General features: G+C 60.2%; 8 protein-coding genes. 1 reads left to right on the forward strand and 7 read right to left on the reverse strand.

Features of this window, described 5'->3' with window-relative positions; translation table 11 throughout:
* Positions 1-13: 13 nt before the first annotated feature.
* The 4 genes from hmsP to bcsB all read right to left on the reverse strand — a co-directional run bounded on the left by hmsP (position 14) and on the right by bcsB (position 9,556).
* On the reverse strand, positions 14-2,020 hold the full coding sequence (gene hmsP, locus BJF97_RS27535; protein ID WP_032694193.1) for a biofilm formation regulator HmsP: 2,007 nt from the start codon (positions 2,018-2,020) through the stop codon (positions 14-16).
* Positions 2,021-2,633: 613 nt separating this feature from the next.
* Entirely contained in the window at positions 2,634-6,119 is a 3,486-nt protein-coding gene (bcsC, locus tag BJF97_RS27540; RefSeq protein WP_032694192.1) for a cellulose synthase complex outer membrane protein BcsC, read from the reverse strand.
* On the reverse strand, positions 6,101-7,210 hold the full coding sequence (gene bcsZ, locus BJF97_RS27545; protein ID WP_032694191.1) for a cellulose synthase complex periplasmic endoglucanase BcsZ: 1,110 nt from the start codon (positions 7,208-7,210) through the stop codon (positions 6,101-6,103). Before bcsZ ends, bcsC begins: the two co-directional genes overlap by 19 nt.
* A 3-nt stretch (positions 7,211-7,213) precedes the next feature.
* Positions 7,214-9,556 (reverse strand): cellulose biosynthesis cyclic di-GMP-binding regulatory protein BcsB, encoded by a 2,343-nt coding sequence (gene bcsB, locus BJF97_RS27550; protein ID WP_032694190.1) that lies wholly within the window; start codon positions 9,554-9,556, stop codon positions 7,214-7,216.
* A 127-nt stretch (positions 9,557-9,683) separates the two neighbouring features.
* Here bcsB and BJF97_RS27555 point away from each other — a divergent pair, with 127 nt between their 5' ends.
* Complete coding sequence (locus BJF97_RS27555) at positions 9,684-10,796, forward strand: RNA-guided endonuclease InsQ/TnpB family protein (protein WP_032694189.1); 1,113 nt, start codon at positions 9,684-9,686, stop codon at positions 10,794-10,796.
* A 79-nt stretch (positions 10,797-10,875) separates the two neighbouring features.
* On the opposite strand, the gene bcsA is transcribed toward BJF97_RS27555, so the two are convergent.
* The 3 genes from bcsA to bcsR are packed head-to-tail and all read right to left on the reverse strand — an operon-like array spanning position 10,876 to position 14,431.
* Positions 10,876-13,497: a UDP-forming cellulose synthase catalytic subunit gene (bcsA, locus tag BJF97_RS27560; protein ID WP_032694188.1), complete on the reverse strand. Its 2,622-nt coding sequence runs from the start codon at positions 13,495-13,497 to the stop codon at positions 10,876-10,878.
* Positions 13,494-14,231 carry a cellulose biosynthesis protein BcsQ gene (gene bcsQ / locus BJF97_RS27565; RefSeq protein WP_032694187.1) on the reverse strand — a complete coding sequence of 246 codons (738 nt, stop codon included), beginning with the start codon at positions 14,229-14,231 and terminating at the stop codon, positions 13,494-13,496. The genes bcsA and bcsQ overlap by 4 nt, the downstream gene beginning before the upstream one ends.
* A gap of 11 nt (positions 14,232-14,242) precedes the next feature.
* Complete coding sequence (bcsR, locus tag BJF97_RS27570) at positions 14,243-14,431, reverse strand: cellulose biosynthesis protein BcsR (RefSeq protein WP_004855289.1); 189 nt, start codon at positions 14,429-14,431, stop codon at positions 14,243-14,245.
* Positions 14,432-14,476: the final 45 nt, after the last annotated feature.

Raw genomic sequence — 14,476 nt, forward strand, 5'->3', positions numbered from 1 at the left:
GCTAACAATGTTGTTACAAACTTGCATCCTCAACATCACCGGGTAAAAAACGGGCCATAAAAACCTCAGGCGGCATGGCGCAGCCAAAAAGATACCCTTGCACCGTCTCGACGCCCGCCTCCTGCAGCCAGCGATACTGGGTATCGGTTTCGACGCCCTCCGCGACAATGTGCAGATTCAACCCCCGCGCCAGCTGGATAATCGCGGGCATCATGCTGATGTCATCGGGCAGCATATCGATAAAGACTTTATCGATTTTCAGGATGTCTACCGGCAGCGATTTAATATGCTGCAGCTGGCGCAGGCCGGCGTAGCCCATACCAAAGTCATCGAGGGCAATCCGCACGCCCGCTTCACGCAGCGGACGCAGCAGGGAAATAATCGCCTGCGGGTCGTCAATCCGACGGCTTTCGGTGACTTCCAGTACCAGCGTGCCCGGCGCGATACGATAGCGCGCGAGCAGCGCCAGCATCTCCTCGCCGCGATCGTGATGCAGCAGCTGCAGCAACGACACGTTGACCGACAGCGGCAACATAATCCCCTGATTTTGCCAGGCGGCAAGCTGCCGGCAGGCCTCTTCCATCACCCAGTAGCCGACCGGCACCATCAGCCCGCAGGCTTCGATACGCTCAATCAGATCGCCCGGCAGCGACCAGCTGCCGTCCGCCTGACGCTGACGCAGCAGCACTTCCGCACCGCACACCTCGCCGCTGTGGGTATCCACCTGCGGCTGCAGCCAGATGGCAAACTGCTGGTTATCAAGCGCCGTCAGAATATCGTGCTCTTCCATTAAGCGGCGCTGCGCCTTTTCCATCTGCTGCGGATCGAAGAACTCAATCTGGTTTTTCCCTTTACGACGCGCGGTTACGGCGGCGGAAAACGCCCGCCGGTAGAGCTGTTCGGCGTTAATTTCGCCGTTAAACATCGCGATACCGACGCTGGCGCAGGGGCGCAGCTGGATGCCGTGCAGCGGCAAACGTTCATTTAAGACAGTGAGTACTTGCTTACTTAACGTCACCGCCTGCCAGGGTTCGTCAATACCGTGGGCCAGAATCGCGAAGTCGTAGCCGCTCACCTGAGCCAGCACCATCTGCGCCGGGATAATCGCCCGCAGCTTTTCAACCAGGGTTAGCAGTAGCATTTCACGCTGCGTCTCTTTCAGTACGCCAGCGGTATCCTGTAGCGTTTCGCAGGCGATAATCAGCAGCGCCGAGGCCTGCGGTCGCGCGACGGTTTGCTCCAGCATGGCCATTAGAAAGGCTTTGTTCGGCAGCTCGGATACCGGAAAACGGGTCGATTGCAAAGAGAGTTCGTCGTGCAGGCGCAGCAGCGTCTGCTGATTACGGTTGTAGCTGCGCACCAGCATGCCGATTTCATCGTCATGATGGAGACGCGGCAGCGTGAGCTGATGGCCCAAACGCTCGTGCTGCGGGACATCGTTTAGCTCACGGGCGATTTTACGCAGCGGTCGTACCATCAGACGGTTGATGCACCAGGTGATCGCCACCGTCAGCATCAGCACCAGAAGCAAGTAAGCGGTCACTAACGTCGCCAGCGCGCTCATGACGAATTTATACATGCGGTATGAGTCGGCCTGGAGCACCAGATAGGCCAGCGGCTGTGGGTTAGCGGGCCGTTCAAGGGAGTAGATAGGCAGCGAAATCTGTACCGGCAGTTCAAACATACGGGTGATGGTTACCGGTACCGGGCGCTCGGGGATAAAGCGCATCCGCAGCGCCTGGAACTGATTGGGCAGGACAACATCCGCCCGGCTGACGATGCCTGCGGGTTGAATACGGCTCAGAATGGCTTCCGCCTCAGGGATATCGGCTTTCAGGATAGCCGCTGACAGCGGTTCGCGAACGGAGCGCGCGATGCTTTCTAACTGCGTGGCCGTGGTAAAGCGACTCTGCTGAACAAAGTGGAACAGCAGAATAGAACAGAAGACCAGTACAAACGCCATGGACACGCTCGCGACCATCGCCATCTGTTTAATTGTAAGTGAACGGCTGACGCGCAACGGGGTTCTCCACTGAAACTGAACGCATATCGGGTATAGGTCCCTCTCACCGATCGTTATCAGGCTGATTATATACTCAAATTGTTCGCTCACGCCCGCAAGGCGCGAAGCAATGCCATCGGGACGCTTTCCCGGAGGCGGCGCAATGCGCCTGTCCGGGCTACAAAATCCGCAGGCAGCACCGACCTGTAGCCCCGGTAAGCATAGCGCGACCGGGGAACATTCCCGGGTGGCGGCTAACGCCTTACCCGGGCTAAGAAATTGCCCGGCCTACACATTCACAGCCGCCATCGGGACGCTTTCCCGGAGGCGGCGCAATGCGCCTGTCCGGGCTACAAAATCCGCAGGCAGCGCGGGCCGGTAGCCCCGGTAAGCACAGCGCGACCGGGGAACATTCCCGGGTGGCGGCTGACGCCTTACCCGGGCTACACGCTCACAACCGCCATCGGGCCGGTAGCCCGGACAAGGCGCCCCTGGCGCCGCCTCCGGGATGCAGCGCGCTACGCTGCTTCCGCACCACCGGAGGGGAAATCGGGCTGCCTGGCCGGAGGCAACGAGTATACGCGAAGAGCGCCGCGGAGTGGCGCCCTGTCGCATAATTCAGCCTAATCCGCTACCAGTCGGCATAAGGAACCAACGGCTGCGGCGGCATATCCATATCGCCCTGCCAGCCGGAAGCCGAATAGCGAACGTACAGCAGCGCATGGCTCGGGGTGTAATCCTTCGCCTGCTGGATATCCACCGCCGCCCCGACAAACCAGTTGCTGGTCACCCGTCGTTCAATCAGCGCCCGCGCGGTATAGCCGACGCCAGAACTGCTGCTGCCTTCTTCCGTGAGCTGGCTGGCATCATGACGATACTGCGAAGGGATCAAATTGAGCAGCGGATAGCGCGCCTCGGTTTTGGTGCGCGAGTGGGACCACGACACCGAGCCCCCCAGCTCCCATGACCAGTTCGCCGTCCGCTGACGCCAGGTAACCGGCACCGAGAAGGAGACATATTCCTGCGGACTGTAGTAACCGCCCTGACCCAGCGTATAGCCGCTGAGATCCTTATCGTAGTGCCAGAGCATATTGTTCAGGCCGACGGTGACCCGGCGGTTATCTTCGTTAATCACTTTATAGTAGTAGCCGGTCATCCAGCGCACGCGCCAGTTGTCGGCGACGTTTTTCCCGGTCAACTGGTCGACGCCCAGCGAAGACCAGACGCCGTTGGCCTCGCCTTTATCGTAGCTCAGACTCAGACCGCCGCCGTCGGCGCGCACCCCGCCCCAGGTCTTGCCGGTATGGCCGTCGTTAGGGTTGTCTTTCTGCCCGCCAAAGGCCAGCAGCGAGCTGGAGATGGGGCGTCGATGGAGGTTCACGGTGTAGCCCAGCGGACCAACGTCGCTGCTGTAGCTCAGGCCGCCCACCACATCAACGACGTTAAAGCCCATCGGCGTGGTGCCGATATCGCCGCTCCAGGTATCGTTCTTCCAGCCCACCGCGACGCTGGCGCCGCTATCGCTCTGATGTTTGCTGCCGCCGCTACAGGCGATTTCACCGCAGGTGCCCCAGCTCGGCGAATAGCTGCCGTCGCTGTTCGTCGAAAAACTCCCGGCATCCATATTAACCAGATCGGTACGGAAGAACATTCGCCCGTCGGCCAGCGGCGCATCCACATGCAGCATCGTGGTATGGGCTTTCAGGTCGGAATAGCCGCCGGTACCGCTGGAGCCCCAGTAATCATGTTCGAGGGTGACGTTAAGATCCTGCTGACGATAAAGATCCGCCGCGTCGCTGCGGATCCCGCGCTTCAGCCAGTCATCGCTGCTGTCGTTACGCGTCAGCCGCGTAAACGTGTCGTTATCCTGCGGGCGCTCGCGGGCGACGCCGGAGGCCACCATTGCATCTTTATAGCCTTCCAGCGCCTGCTGCGGCTCGCCGTTCTGCGCCTGGAAACGCGCGGCGTCGCGCAGCACCAGCGCGCTTTCCATTGACGGCGGCCGCGCTTTCGCCTGCGGAACGATGCGGACGAAGGTTTGCTGCGCCTGAGCGCGATCGCCCAACCCGGCCTGCGCCTGGGCGATACGCCGCTGCATATTGATAGAATCGATGTCGTCGCCCTTGAGCTGCGCCACCTGGGCGCGGGCGGCGTTTTTATCGCCATCGGCAAGATACACTTCCGCCAGGCCCAGACGCGCATCGCCGTTGTCAGGCTGCTGCCCCAGCACCCGCTGATATTCAGCAATCGCCGTCTGGCTGTCGCCGCGCTGCTGCGCCCAGTCCGCCAGCGTGAGCGCGTAGCGCACCGACGTCGGCTGCTGGTTAATCAGCGCGATCGCCCGGGCTTCCTGGCCGCTATCGCGCAGCTGATTCGCCTGGCGCAACACGTTATCGCTTTGCAGGCGCGCCTCCAGCTCGCGAATATTGTCCGTCCACTGCCCGCGCGGCAGGGCGTTAATCTGCGCCAGCGCCATCTCATCCTGATTATTCCCGGATAGATAGAGGCCGTAGGCGTAAACCCGGTCGGCATCGCCGGGCTGGCGGTTGACCATCGCGCGCATAATCGCATCGGCTTCGCTGCGGCTACCCGCGCTGACCAGATCCCGCGACAGGCGGTAGGCGATCCACACGCTATCCGGATCCAGCGCCAGCCGTCTGCGCTGCACTTCCGCCGCCTGCGCCCAGTTGCCCTGGCTCTCCAGCGCTTCGGCCTGTTTCTCCAGCCGATCGTTCGTCAGGCTGCGTTCGATATCATCAATACTGCGCCGCTGGCCCGGCGACAGGCTGGCGATGTACGCGCTGGCTTTTTCCGGCGATTCGGCGCGATACAGATTCGCCAGACCGCGCACCGCCAGGCTGTTGCCGCGATCCATTCGCAGCGCGCGCTGGTAGTAGCGCTCCGCCGCCGCGTTTTCTTTCCACGCCGCCGCCACGTCCCCCAGCCCCAGCACCGCATAGCTGTCGGTATTGTCTATGCGCTGCGCCTGGGCGTAATGATTTTGCGCCTGCGCCAGCTGGCCGCTTTTGAGGGCGCTATCGCCCTGCTTAATCAGCAGCCAGTAGCGGTTAGTCTTGAGCAGGCTGTCCCACTTATCGCGGCTCGGGCTATCCGGGTCCATTTTGATGGCTTTACTCAACTGGGCAACCGCCCGCGCCCGATCGCCGCGCTGGGAGTACGCCTGCCCCAATGCGCCAACCGCGTCGCTGTCTTTGGCATCCGCCCGCACAGCCTGCTGCAAATCGGCCACGGCCACCGAACCTTTCCCGGCCTTCACCGCCGCCAGCCCCTCCGCGCGATCGCGGAACGTCGGGTCTTTTAGCTGCGTCTGCTGCTGAGCGAGCAAGACGCGGGCATTCGCCGAGGTGGAACCGGTGGGAAACTGCATGAGAAAGCGCTGCAGCGCCTGCACGCTGGCCCGGCTGACCGGCATACTTTTCACTTCGTTAAACCAGATGTCCGCCGCGATACCGCGCCCCGCCGCCGAGCGGGACATCTGCTCCAGATAAGCAAATCCCTCTTCCGGCTTATTATCGCCAAACATCTGTTTCGCCAGCGCCGTTTGCAGCGGGACGTTGCCCGGCAAGCGGGCGTTGAGTTTTTTCAGCTGATTGATGCCTTCGTTATGACGGGCGGGCAGCCGCGCCACCAGCGTCCAGTACTCAATCGCCGCGTCATCATCATCAGGAACGCCGTTAAACAGCTTCTCGTAAGCGGCGATGGCCTCATCAACCTTCCCGGCCACGCCCAGCAGACGAGCCTGCTGCAGTTCCTGGCGGCCGTCGCCGGTGCTGCTTTTCATTTCGTCACGCGAGGCTTTCAGCTCGGGCGATTCCGGCGCCAGCTTCGCCAGACGCTCCAGCTGCTGCTTCGCGCCGGCGGTATCGCCCTGGCGGAGAAGATAGCGCATCCGCGCGGCAACAACGTCCGGGTTATTCGGGTCGATCAATTCCAGGCGATAGAGCGACTGGCGCACCAAATCCTCACGTTTGCTGGCCTCGCCGAGGCGGACCTGCTCCAGTAGATGTTCCTGAACAGGCGTAGCCGCGGCGTGCGCCAGCGGCATCAGCGCGACGCCTAAGGAGAGGGTGAATAAGCTTAGTGAGAACTTGTGCATTCCTGGTTCCAGTCAGGCCGTAATTCGCCACCGGCGGTGAAGCGAAAACGGTGTTGATCCCATCCCTGGCCGAAAAGGGTCAGGACCGCGCTGTAGTAAGCATCCGCGCCGGGATAGTTATCGGCGACGCGCTGGCGCTGAATGGCGCGTGCATCTTCCTTCTGCAAGAAAGGCAGTAGCGCAGCGGAGAAGCCAACCGGACCGTTGCCGGTAGTTTTACCGGTCGCGATGTTGGTTTTTTCCGGCGGCACGCCCTGGTCAATCGTCCGGGTCGCCATCGGTTTAAAGCGCGCCAGCAGGCGAGCTTTTTGCTTATCGCCGTCATCGAGCATACCGACCCACAGATAGACGCGAATGGCGTCATAGCTGCCGATAATGGGTTTATCCGCTTTCAGCTGCCAGCCTTTGCTTTTTTCGTAACGCACCCAGTCAGGCGAAAAACCTTTCGGCGCGGTTTCCAGCAGCAGACGCAGATTGCCGTCGCGTATCTTCGGCCAGGGAGCGCCAAACGCGGCAAAGTAGGTCGCCAGCTGCGGCGGCAGATAGCTGGGATTAAAACGCCAGCCGCGGTCATCGACGAAGCCGACTCTCCCCGGCAGAATCATCGGCCCCAGCCCCGGTACGGTGGCGACCTCTTCGTCGGCAATGCGCGCCAGCAGCGCCTTGCCTACCTCGGTGTACTGAGGCGTGTCCCACAGACGTCCGGCCTCCAGCAGTGCCCAGGCTATCCACAAATCGGAGTCCGAGGCTGAATTGTTGTCCAGCACCGTCCATTCGTCATCGCTCTTTTTCCCCCACAGCCAGCCCGGGAGATGCGCGCGCAAATCGCCCTCGGCAAGGTTGTTTTGCGTCCACTCGAACAGCTTGCGGAAGCCATCGCGATCGTTAGCCGCCAGAGCAAAGAACAGCCCGTAGCTTTGCCCTTCCGAGGTGGTGATTTTTCGCGCATCGCTGGGGTCGATAATTCGCCCTTCGGCGCTGATATACTCTTTTTTAAACTGCTCCCAGGCCGGCCACTGGCAGGCGGCGCTCACCTGCGCCGCCGCCAGCATCAATACCGATAACACCACACCGCGCACCGCGTTCATCATCAATTACTCATCATCAAGGTGGAGGCGACGGCGGCTGATAATACGCAGCATGCGCCATAGCACCCATGCCAGCAGAACAATGCTGACCGCCGCCAGAATCGCCAACAGCACCGGATGGCTGGAGAGCGCAAACCAGATACGTTCGAACCACGGAAGGTGCCCGATATAGTAAATATCGCCCACCCTCAGGCTGTTGACGCCCGACTCACGAATCACCGCAACGGAACCAAACATCGCCGCGCGTTTACCGCTGTCGTTAAGCGCCTGGGTCAGCAGTTCGTTGCCGCGCGGGCTGTCGGCCAGCAGCGCCACGACGCTGCGCTGATCGTTGTACGGCGACTGGAAGCCAATAATCGCCGCCATCGGCCCGGTCGACGTGACGTCGGTGCGGGTATTCGGCGTTCTGGCCTCGGTATCAGGATAGATGCTGGCCAGATCGTAGTGGCGCATCGGCGTTTTCACCCAGCTTTTGGTCGCGTCAACCAGCAGGTTGATTTTCGTGTCGTCCTTCAGCGCCTGCGGAATGGAGCCAATCAGCAGCAGGTCGGCGTCTTTGTCCTTAATCTGGCTGCCGTCGTCGGTCATGCGCAGGTTAATGGCCGCCAGGCCGGTTTGCGCGCCAATGCCGCCGGCCGTCTCCAGCAGCGTGGCAACCTGGCCCTCGGTCGGCGATTTGGGCACCACGACCAGGGTATCGGCGAGATCGGCCATCCGGCTGTACGGGAAGCCCGCGTTAGCAAATACGCGCAGATCCGGCATCGCCATAAAGTGATAGTACTTCGAGAAATCGATGGTCGAGTCGTCGCCTATCACCACGTGGTTCTGTACCGGCTGGAAGGTAATACAGTTATCGATAGAACCGCCCGGCATCGGGTTCATATACTGGAAGTCGAAGCGCAGCTGATTCATGGCGCCGAGGCGCAATGCCGGGATCGTCACTTCCGTTTTGCCGTCCAGCAGCCCCTGAAGCACCGGCAGGCGTAGTATCAGCTTATTCACATCCTGCGAGCTGTTGAGGCTGAAGGACTGTAAGAACCGATCGTTAAGGCTAATATCCATGCGCGAGCTGTCCTTGATAGGCGGCATGGTGTAGCGATAGTTCAGGTTCATATCGATGCCGTTGGCGCGCAGCAGGTAGAGGTCCGGCGGCAGGTTCAGCGCCACGTTGATGGAATCCGGCACCAGGCCGCTGGATTGCAGCTGCTGTTCGTAGGTTTTCAGCTCGGCAAAGGTCACCGCCCGATCGGTACGCACCCAGTTCGGCGCATCGTAGGGTTTACGCGCCTGCAGCTGTTTGACATCGTCAACCGTCACGCTGCTGCCGCGGAACAGAATATTGCCCTGGGCTATCCCCTTCGCCGCCTGCAGCAGGTCTTTGTCATCCCGCCCGAAGACCACCAGCAGCTTGACGTACGGATTATCCGGGTGGTCGATCATTTCAATCGTCGGCGCCTTAACCGGCGGATGCTCGCGCAGGAAGTCAGGGCGCTTATCGTTGGTCGCAAACACAATGGCGTTACGGTCCGGCAGTTGGTTGAACTGCACCGGGAACTGCTGGCCGCGCCAGCCCGCCTTGCTGCCGAACCAGGAGGCGACGATGGCCGCCGCCTGCTGCTGCAGGACACCCGGCGCGGAGGCAAAGACCATCGGTAGCGTCAGTTGGCGGTTATCGCGCGAATCGTAGAACGGTACCGGGAAATGCGAAAGATCGTTGCGCACGTTCAGCGACTGGTAGGTTAAATCCAGATAGCTTTCGCGACCGACGTCCAGCCACAAGGTGCTGCTGGCCGGGTTTTCACAGACATCGCGATAGTGGCCGACAAACTCAAGGCGCACGCGGTTAAAGTCGGTGATATAGAGCGGATCGATAGGGATCTGCGCGCTGACTTTTTTACCCAGCTGCTCTTTGGTTACCGGCAGCACGCCCATCAGCTCATCGTTAAGATACACCTTCAGCTGCGACTGCACCGGCAGCAGCGACGGAGAGGGCGTGTAGTCGAGATTCAGCAGCGCTTTTGCCACCACTTCATCGCTGCGCATACCGAACTCTACCGACCCCTCAGGGCGCGCGCCGCGCAGCACCATGCTGCCCGGAGGCGGGGCGATTTTGGCGAAGGTCAGCTTCACGTCGCGGGTCGGAGCGTTATCCAGCACCACCACCGGCGCTGCCGGATCGGCAAGCGTCGCCGTGGGCTGGCTGTCCGCCACCGTACCCGCGATACCGGGGACCATCGTCGTCGGCCCGGCCTGAGTCGCCGCCGCCGTCGGTTCCGCATACGAAGCGAAGGGAGACCATCCGCTAATACCCACCGCTACTGCACAAATCAAAGAGAGTTTTCTGTTCATCAATATGCCCCCAGGATCCCCCCACCTATGGAGGTGAGAGAGGAGTGGAGGCGGTTTTCGTGCATGAATACTGTATATTTGATCACTATCAATAACCCTCGCATAATTGTGCGTATCTTGCGAAACCATGAAACGCGCATATAAATTTCGATTCTATCCAACGCCCGAGCAGGCTGAGCTTCTGGCCCGGACGTTCGGCTGTGTGCGTTTCGTCTACAATTCAATCCTTCGCTGGCGCATTGATGCCTACAACGAACGGAAGGAGAAAATGGGCTACGTCCAGGCCAGCGCCCGGTTAACGGCCCTAAAAAAAGAGCCGGAATTTGCCTGGCTCAATGATGTTTCCTGCGTGCCGCTACAGCAGTCGCTGCGCCACCAACAGACCGCCTTTACTAACTTTTTCGCCGGGCGTGCCGCATACCCGGCATTCAAAAGTAAGCGCCATAAACAAGCCGCTGAATTGACCGCCAGCGCATTCAAATATCGCAATGGCAAGCTGTATATGGCAAAGAGTAAAGCGCCTTTAGACGTGCGCTGGAGCCGTGAATTGCCGTCTACTCCATCTACCGTCACCCTTTCCAGAGACGTCGCCGGGCGATATTTCGTCTCCTGTCTCTGCGAGCTTGAGCCCGTATCACTGCCGATCACCGCTAAAACGGTCGGAATTGATGTGGGTTTAAAAGATTTGTTCGTCACTGATACCGGATTTAAATCCGGCAATCCCCGCCATACTGCTAAATACGCGGCCCGCCTGGCGCAGCTCCAGCGCCGTTTAAGCAAAAAAGCCAGAGGCTCAAAGAACCGTGCCAAAGCCCGCTTAAAGGTGGCCCGACTCCACGCGAAAATAGCCGATTGCCGTCTGGATGCCCTGCACAAAGCATCCCGCAAACTGATAAACGAGAACCAAGTTGTTTGCGTCGAATCTCTGAAGGTGAAGAACATGCTCCGCAACCCGTCGTTGTCCAAAGCGATAGCAGACGCAGGCTGGGGTGAATTCACGCGCCAGCTCCGGTACAAAGGCGAATGGGCCGGGCGTTCAGTGGTCGCAATCGACCGGTTTTTCCCGTCTTCAAAACGCTGTAGCTGTTGCGGTTTCACCATGAAAAAGATGCCTCTGGATGTTCGTAAATGGTCCTGCCCGGAATGCGGGGCAGACCATGATCGCGACATTAACGCGGCCCGTAATATCAAAGCGGCAGGGCTTGCCGTGTTAGCTTGTGGAGTGGCTGTAAATCCTTAACCCCCCTGGGGCTAAGGTCACCACCGTGAAGCAAGAATCCCGCTCCTGAGTCGAGTCAACGCAAAGGTGGGGGAATACGTCAACATTGTTGAGCCATCGCCGGTTCTGCCGAGAGTGTCGCCGCTGCGCGTTCCGGACGGCGCGGAATAAACGAGACAAACCAGGCCACCAGCATGGTGAGCGAGCGGAAAATAACCTTCACCGACGGCGGAGAAAACTCCGCCAGGTGACGATATCCACGGAACCCCAGCTTCAGGATATCCAGCAGGCTTTCCATCGGCTTATCTTCCGGGAAGCTATCCTGCCAAAGCGCCCACGTATCTGCGCGGGCAAACGTACACTGTACAAAATCAATATGCTGTTGATTGCTTAACGGCAGCAGCTGTAGCCCAACCTCGCTGCCGTTGACCCGCGCGACCCGCACCGGGAAGGCGTACTCCTGCTGCCCGCGTTTCAGCAACAGCTTGACGTGCTGGCTTTCCAGCACCTGCGCCTCGCCGTGAATCTTGACCCCAAGGCCCCCGTCTGAGTAATCATGGACGGTACAGGAGAACAGGTGCCCGTCATCGCGGGCAATCGCCGCCGGCATCGACATCTCCACGCGGTGCGATCGCCGCACCTGCTTGCTTTCAACCGAGACCGCCACCGCGCCGCCGAGAATAATCAGGTTATAGAACACCCAGATAATGCTCACCCAGACGGTCAGGATTTCGTTTTCCGGGCCGTACATAAAGCGCCAGATCCCCACCCCGACGCCGACCAGGTTCAGCAGCACGAGGTAGATATAGGGACGAGAGATCACCCAGTCGACATACTCGTCCTCCACCAGTCCGCCTTTTGCCGTCACGTTGAATTTGCCCTTATGCGGGTTAATCAACGCGACAAAGGTCGGCGGCGCGATATACCACGCCAGCACCGTTTCATAGATCTCGCTCCAGAAAGAGTGGCGGTATTTGCCCTGAATCTTCGAGTTGGTCAGGCTGGCGTGAATCATATGCGGTAGCACGAACAGGGCGATCATCAGCGCTGGCGCATAGATGATATAGGCGTGCAGCAGCAGAAACGCCAGCGGCGCGGTCAGGAAGATCAGCCGCGGAATACCGGATAGAAAGTGCAGCATCGCGTTGACGTAGCAGATGCGCTGCGCCAGCTTCAGCCCTTTGCCAAACAAGGGGTTATCAAGGCGGAAAATTTGTACCATCCCGCGGGCCCAGCGGATGCGCTGGCCAATATGCGCCGACAGGCTCTCCGTCGCCAGACCGGCCGCCTGCGGGATACGCATGTAGGCTGAAGTGTGCCCGCGACGGTGCAGGCGCAGAGAAGTGTGGGCATCTTCAGTCACCGTTTCCACGGCAATGCCGCCGATTTCATCCAGCGGGCCGCGGCGGATCACCGCGCAGGAGCCGCAGAAGAAGGTCGCGTCCCACATGTCGTTCCCGTCCTGCACCAGGCCATAAAACAGCGTGCCTTCGTTCGGCGTTTTGCGGAATCGTCCCAGGTTGCGCTCAAACGGGTCCGGGGAGAAGAAGTGGTGCGGCGTCTGCATCATCGCCAACTCTTTCTCTTTCAGGAACCAGCCCATGGTCATCTGCAGGAACGAGCGGGTCGGCACGTGGTCGCAGTCAAAAATCGACACGAACTCGCCCTTGGCGTACTTCAGGGCGTTGTTGATATTCCCGGCTTTCGCGTGTTCATGGGTGGTGCGCGCGATGTAGTGCACCCCGACGTCTTTGGCGAACTGGCGGAACTCTTCGCGCCCGCCGTCGTCGAGGATCCAGATATTGAGCTTGTCCTTCGGCCAGTCGATCCCCTGGGAAGCGTAAATGGTGTTTTTCACCACGTTGAGGTCTTCGTTGTAGGTCGGCACGAAAATATCGACCGTCGGCCACTGCGCCATATCCTCCGGCAGCGGGACCGGCTGACGGTTCAGCGGCCAGACGACCTGGAAATACCCCAGCACCAGCACCACCCAGGCGTAGGTTTCGGCGAACAGCAGAATTATCCCGCACACGAGGCTCACGGGATCATCCCAGTTGAGCGTCGAGGTGTAGCGCCACCAGATGTAGCGGCAGGAGACGGTCAGCGACAGCACGATCAGCATCAGGGCCGAAAAGCGTCCCGGAATGCGGCGCACCAGCAGCGCCACGCCCCACAGCAGCAGCAGGAAAATAAACTGCGAGAGCGGATTAAACGGCTGGGTAATACAGAGCAGCGCGAGGATTAGCGAGAAAAAGGTTATCGTGCCCAGAATAAGCCGCCGCAGCTTTGGCGACAGGTGAGCCAGCTCTTTATGTTTATCCAGGTGACCGGTGCGGGCGTTAACCTTTTCCGGCAGCTTTTCCAGCCACTGGGCATAGCGCCCCTGGACGCCCTCCAGCGCCGCCAGCGAACGCCAGTTGATCTTTTTATCCGGCTCCGGCACCCGCGTCGCCAGCAGCCACACGCACTGCAGCAGGTAGCGAATCGGGTCCAACGGGCGCGGCCGATGCGGATTAATATGCGGGAAAAACTCGCCGTGACGTTCGCGAATAGCCTGCCAGCGAGGCGTTTCCAGCGGCATAAACGCCCATGCCAGAGATGCCCACAGGCAGCCCAGCGCGGCCGACAGCCACGACGCGCCGTGCTGGCGATAGTCGCGATAGCGCTCGTTCAGCCGTTTCCCGACCGGCGGCGCCAGCAGTAGGGTGCTCAGGCGAATCATTCCGCCCCCTTCCCGGCGTAGTGCAGCAGACACCAGTTGGCCAGCGTCAGTATCTCCTCCGCCGCCAGAGAGTCCTGCCGGTACTCGCCGAGCGGCTGCTTCGCCGCCAGACACTCCGCCATCGCCTCATCACGATGGATGGTCACCGGCAGAATGCGGCGCTGGCTCTCCAGCCACAGCTGATACAAATCCTCCTGCAGCTGGCTGCCGACGCGCAGATCGTTAATCAAAATATCGCTATTGACCGGCAGCGCCTGCTGATGCAGGCGAATATGGCTGTTGCCGTCCGGATGCACGATGACCAGCGTGCGGTCGCAGACGTCAATGAGGGAGCGGGTCAGCGGCGAGTAACCGTCCGGCAGGTCAATCAGCAGCCAGCGGTGATCGCCCTGCTGATGGAGCTTCTGCACCATCCCGGCCATCGGCGCCAGCGTCGGCTGAAGCTGGTCAATGTTCGCGCGCTCGCCCGGCGTCAGCTGACCAAAGGGCAAAAGATCGATATGCGAGGTGTAGCGCAAACCGGCGTCGCGCCAGTCGCTGCCGTCGATCGTGGCGCGCGCCCAGCCCGCTTTGTGGCTGAAATCGACGTTGAAAAAAAAGCGCAACATGTTGTCCGGGCTGGCGTCCACCACCAGTACGGTTTCACCGAGTAATTGCAGCGCCCAGGCCAGCGCAGCGGTAATCGACGTGGTGCCGGTACCGCCGCGCACGCCCTGTAATCCCAGAATCGCCATCGACGGCTTCCTTACTTTTTCTCTGCTAATTCAGCCAGTAATGGCCAGCGTTTTAGCGCCGCGGTTAACTGCTCGCGTCGGGAAATATCGTGGTAGTGAATATCAGGCAGGGAAAATGCCCGGCTTAACGCCAGGAAATCATTTTGAAACGTGTAGCCCAAAGTCGCATCGGTGGGTACAGCAGGCTCTTTTGCTGGCATTTCTCTGTCCGTTGGAAAATACAATAAATTAAACCGAGAGGCGTA

Source organism: Klebsiella sp. LTGPAF-6F (assembly GCF_001753185.1).
GTDB lineage: Bacteria > Pseudomonadota > Gammaproteobacteria > Enterobacterales > Enterobacteriaceae > Klebsiella > Klebsiella michiganensis.

Bases quoted from the DNA above. Each gene is read 5' to 3' on its own strand.
- bcsC (WP_032694192.1), bottom strand. From the start codon at position 6,119: ATGCACAAGTTCTCACTAAGCTTATTCACCCTCTCCTTAGGCGTCGCG.
- bcsZ (WP_032694191.1), bottom strand. From the start codon at position 7,210: ATGATGAACGCGGTGCGCGGTGTGGTGTTATCGGTATTGATGCTGGCG.
- bcsB (WP_032694190.1), bottom strand. From the start codon at position 9,556: ATGAACAGAAAACTCTCTTTGATTTGTGCAGTAGCGGTGGGTATTAGC.
- BJF97_RS27555 (WP_032694189.1), top strand. From the start codon at position 9,684: ATGAAACGCGCATATAAATTTCGATTCTATCCAACGCCCGAGCAGGCT.
- bcsA (WP_032694188.1), bottom strand. From the start codon at position 13,497: ATGATTCGCCTGAGCACCCTACTGCTGGCGCCGCCGGTCGGGAAACGG.
- bcsQ (WP_032694187.1), bottom strand. From the start codon at position 14,231: ATGGCGATTCTGGGATTACAGGGCGTGCGCGGCGGTACCGGCACCACG.
- bcsR (WP_004855289.1), bottom strand. From the start codon at position 14,431: ATGCCAGCAAAAGAGCCTGCTGTACCCACCGATGCGACTTTGGGCTAC.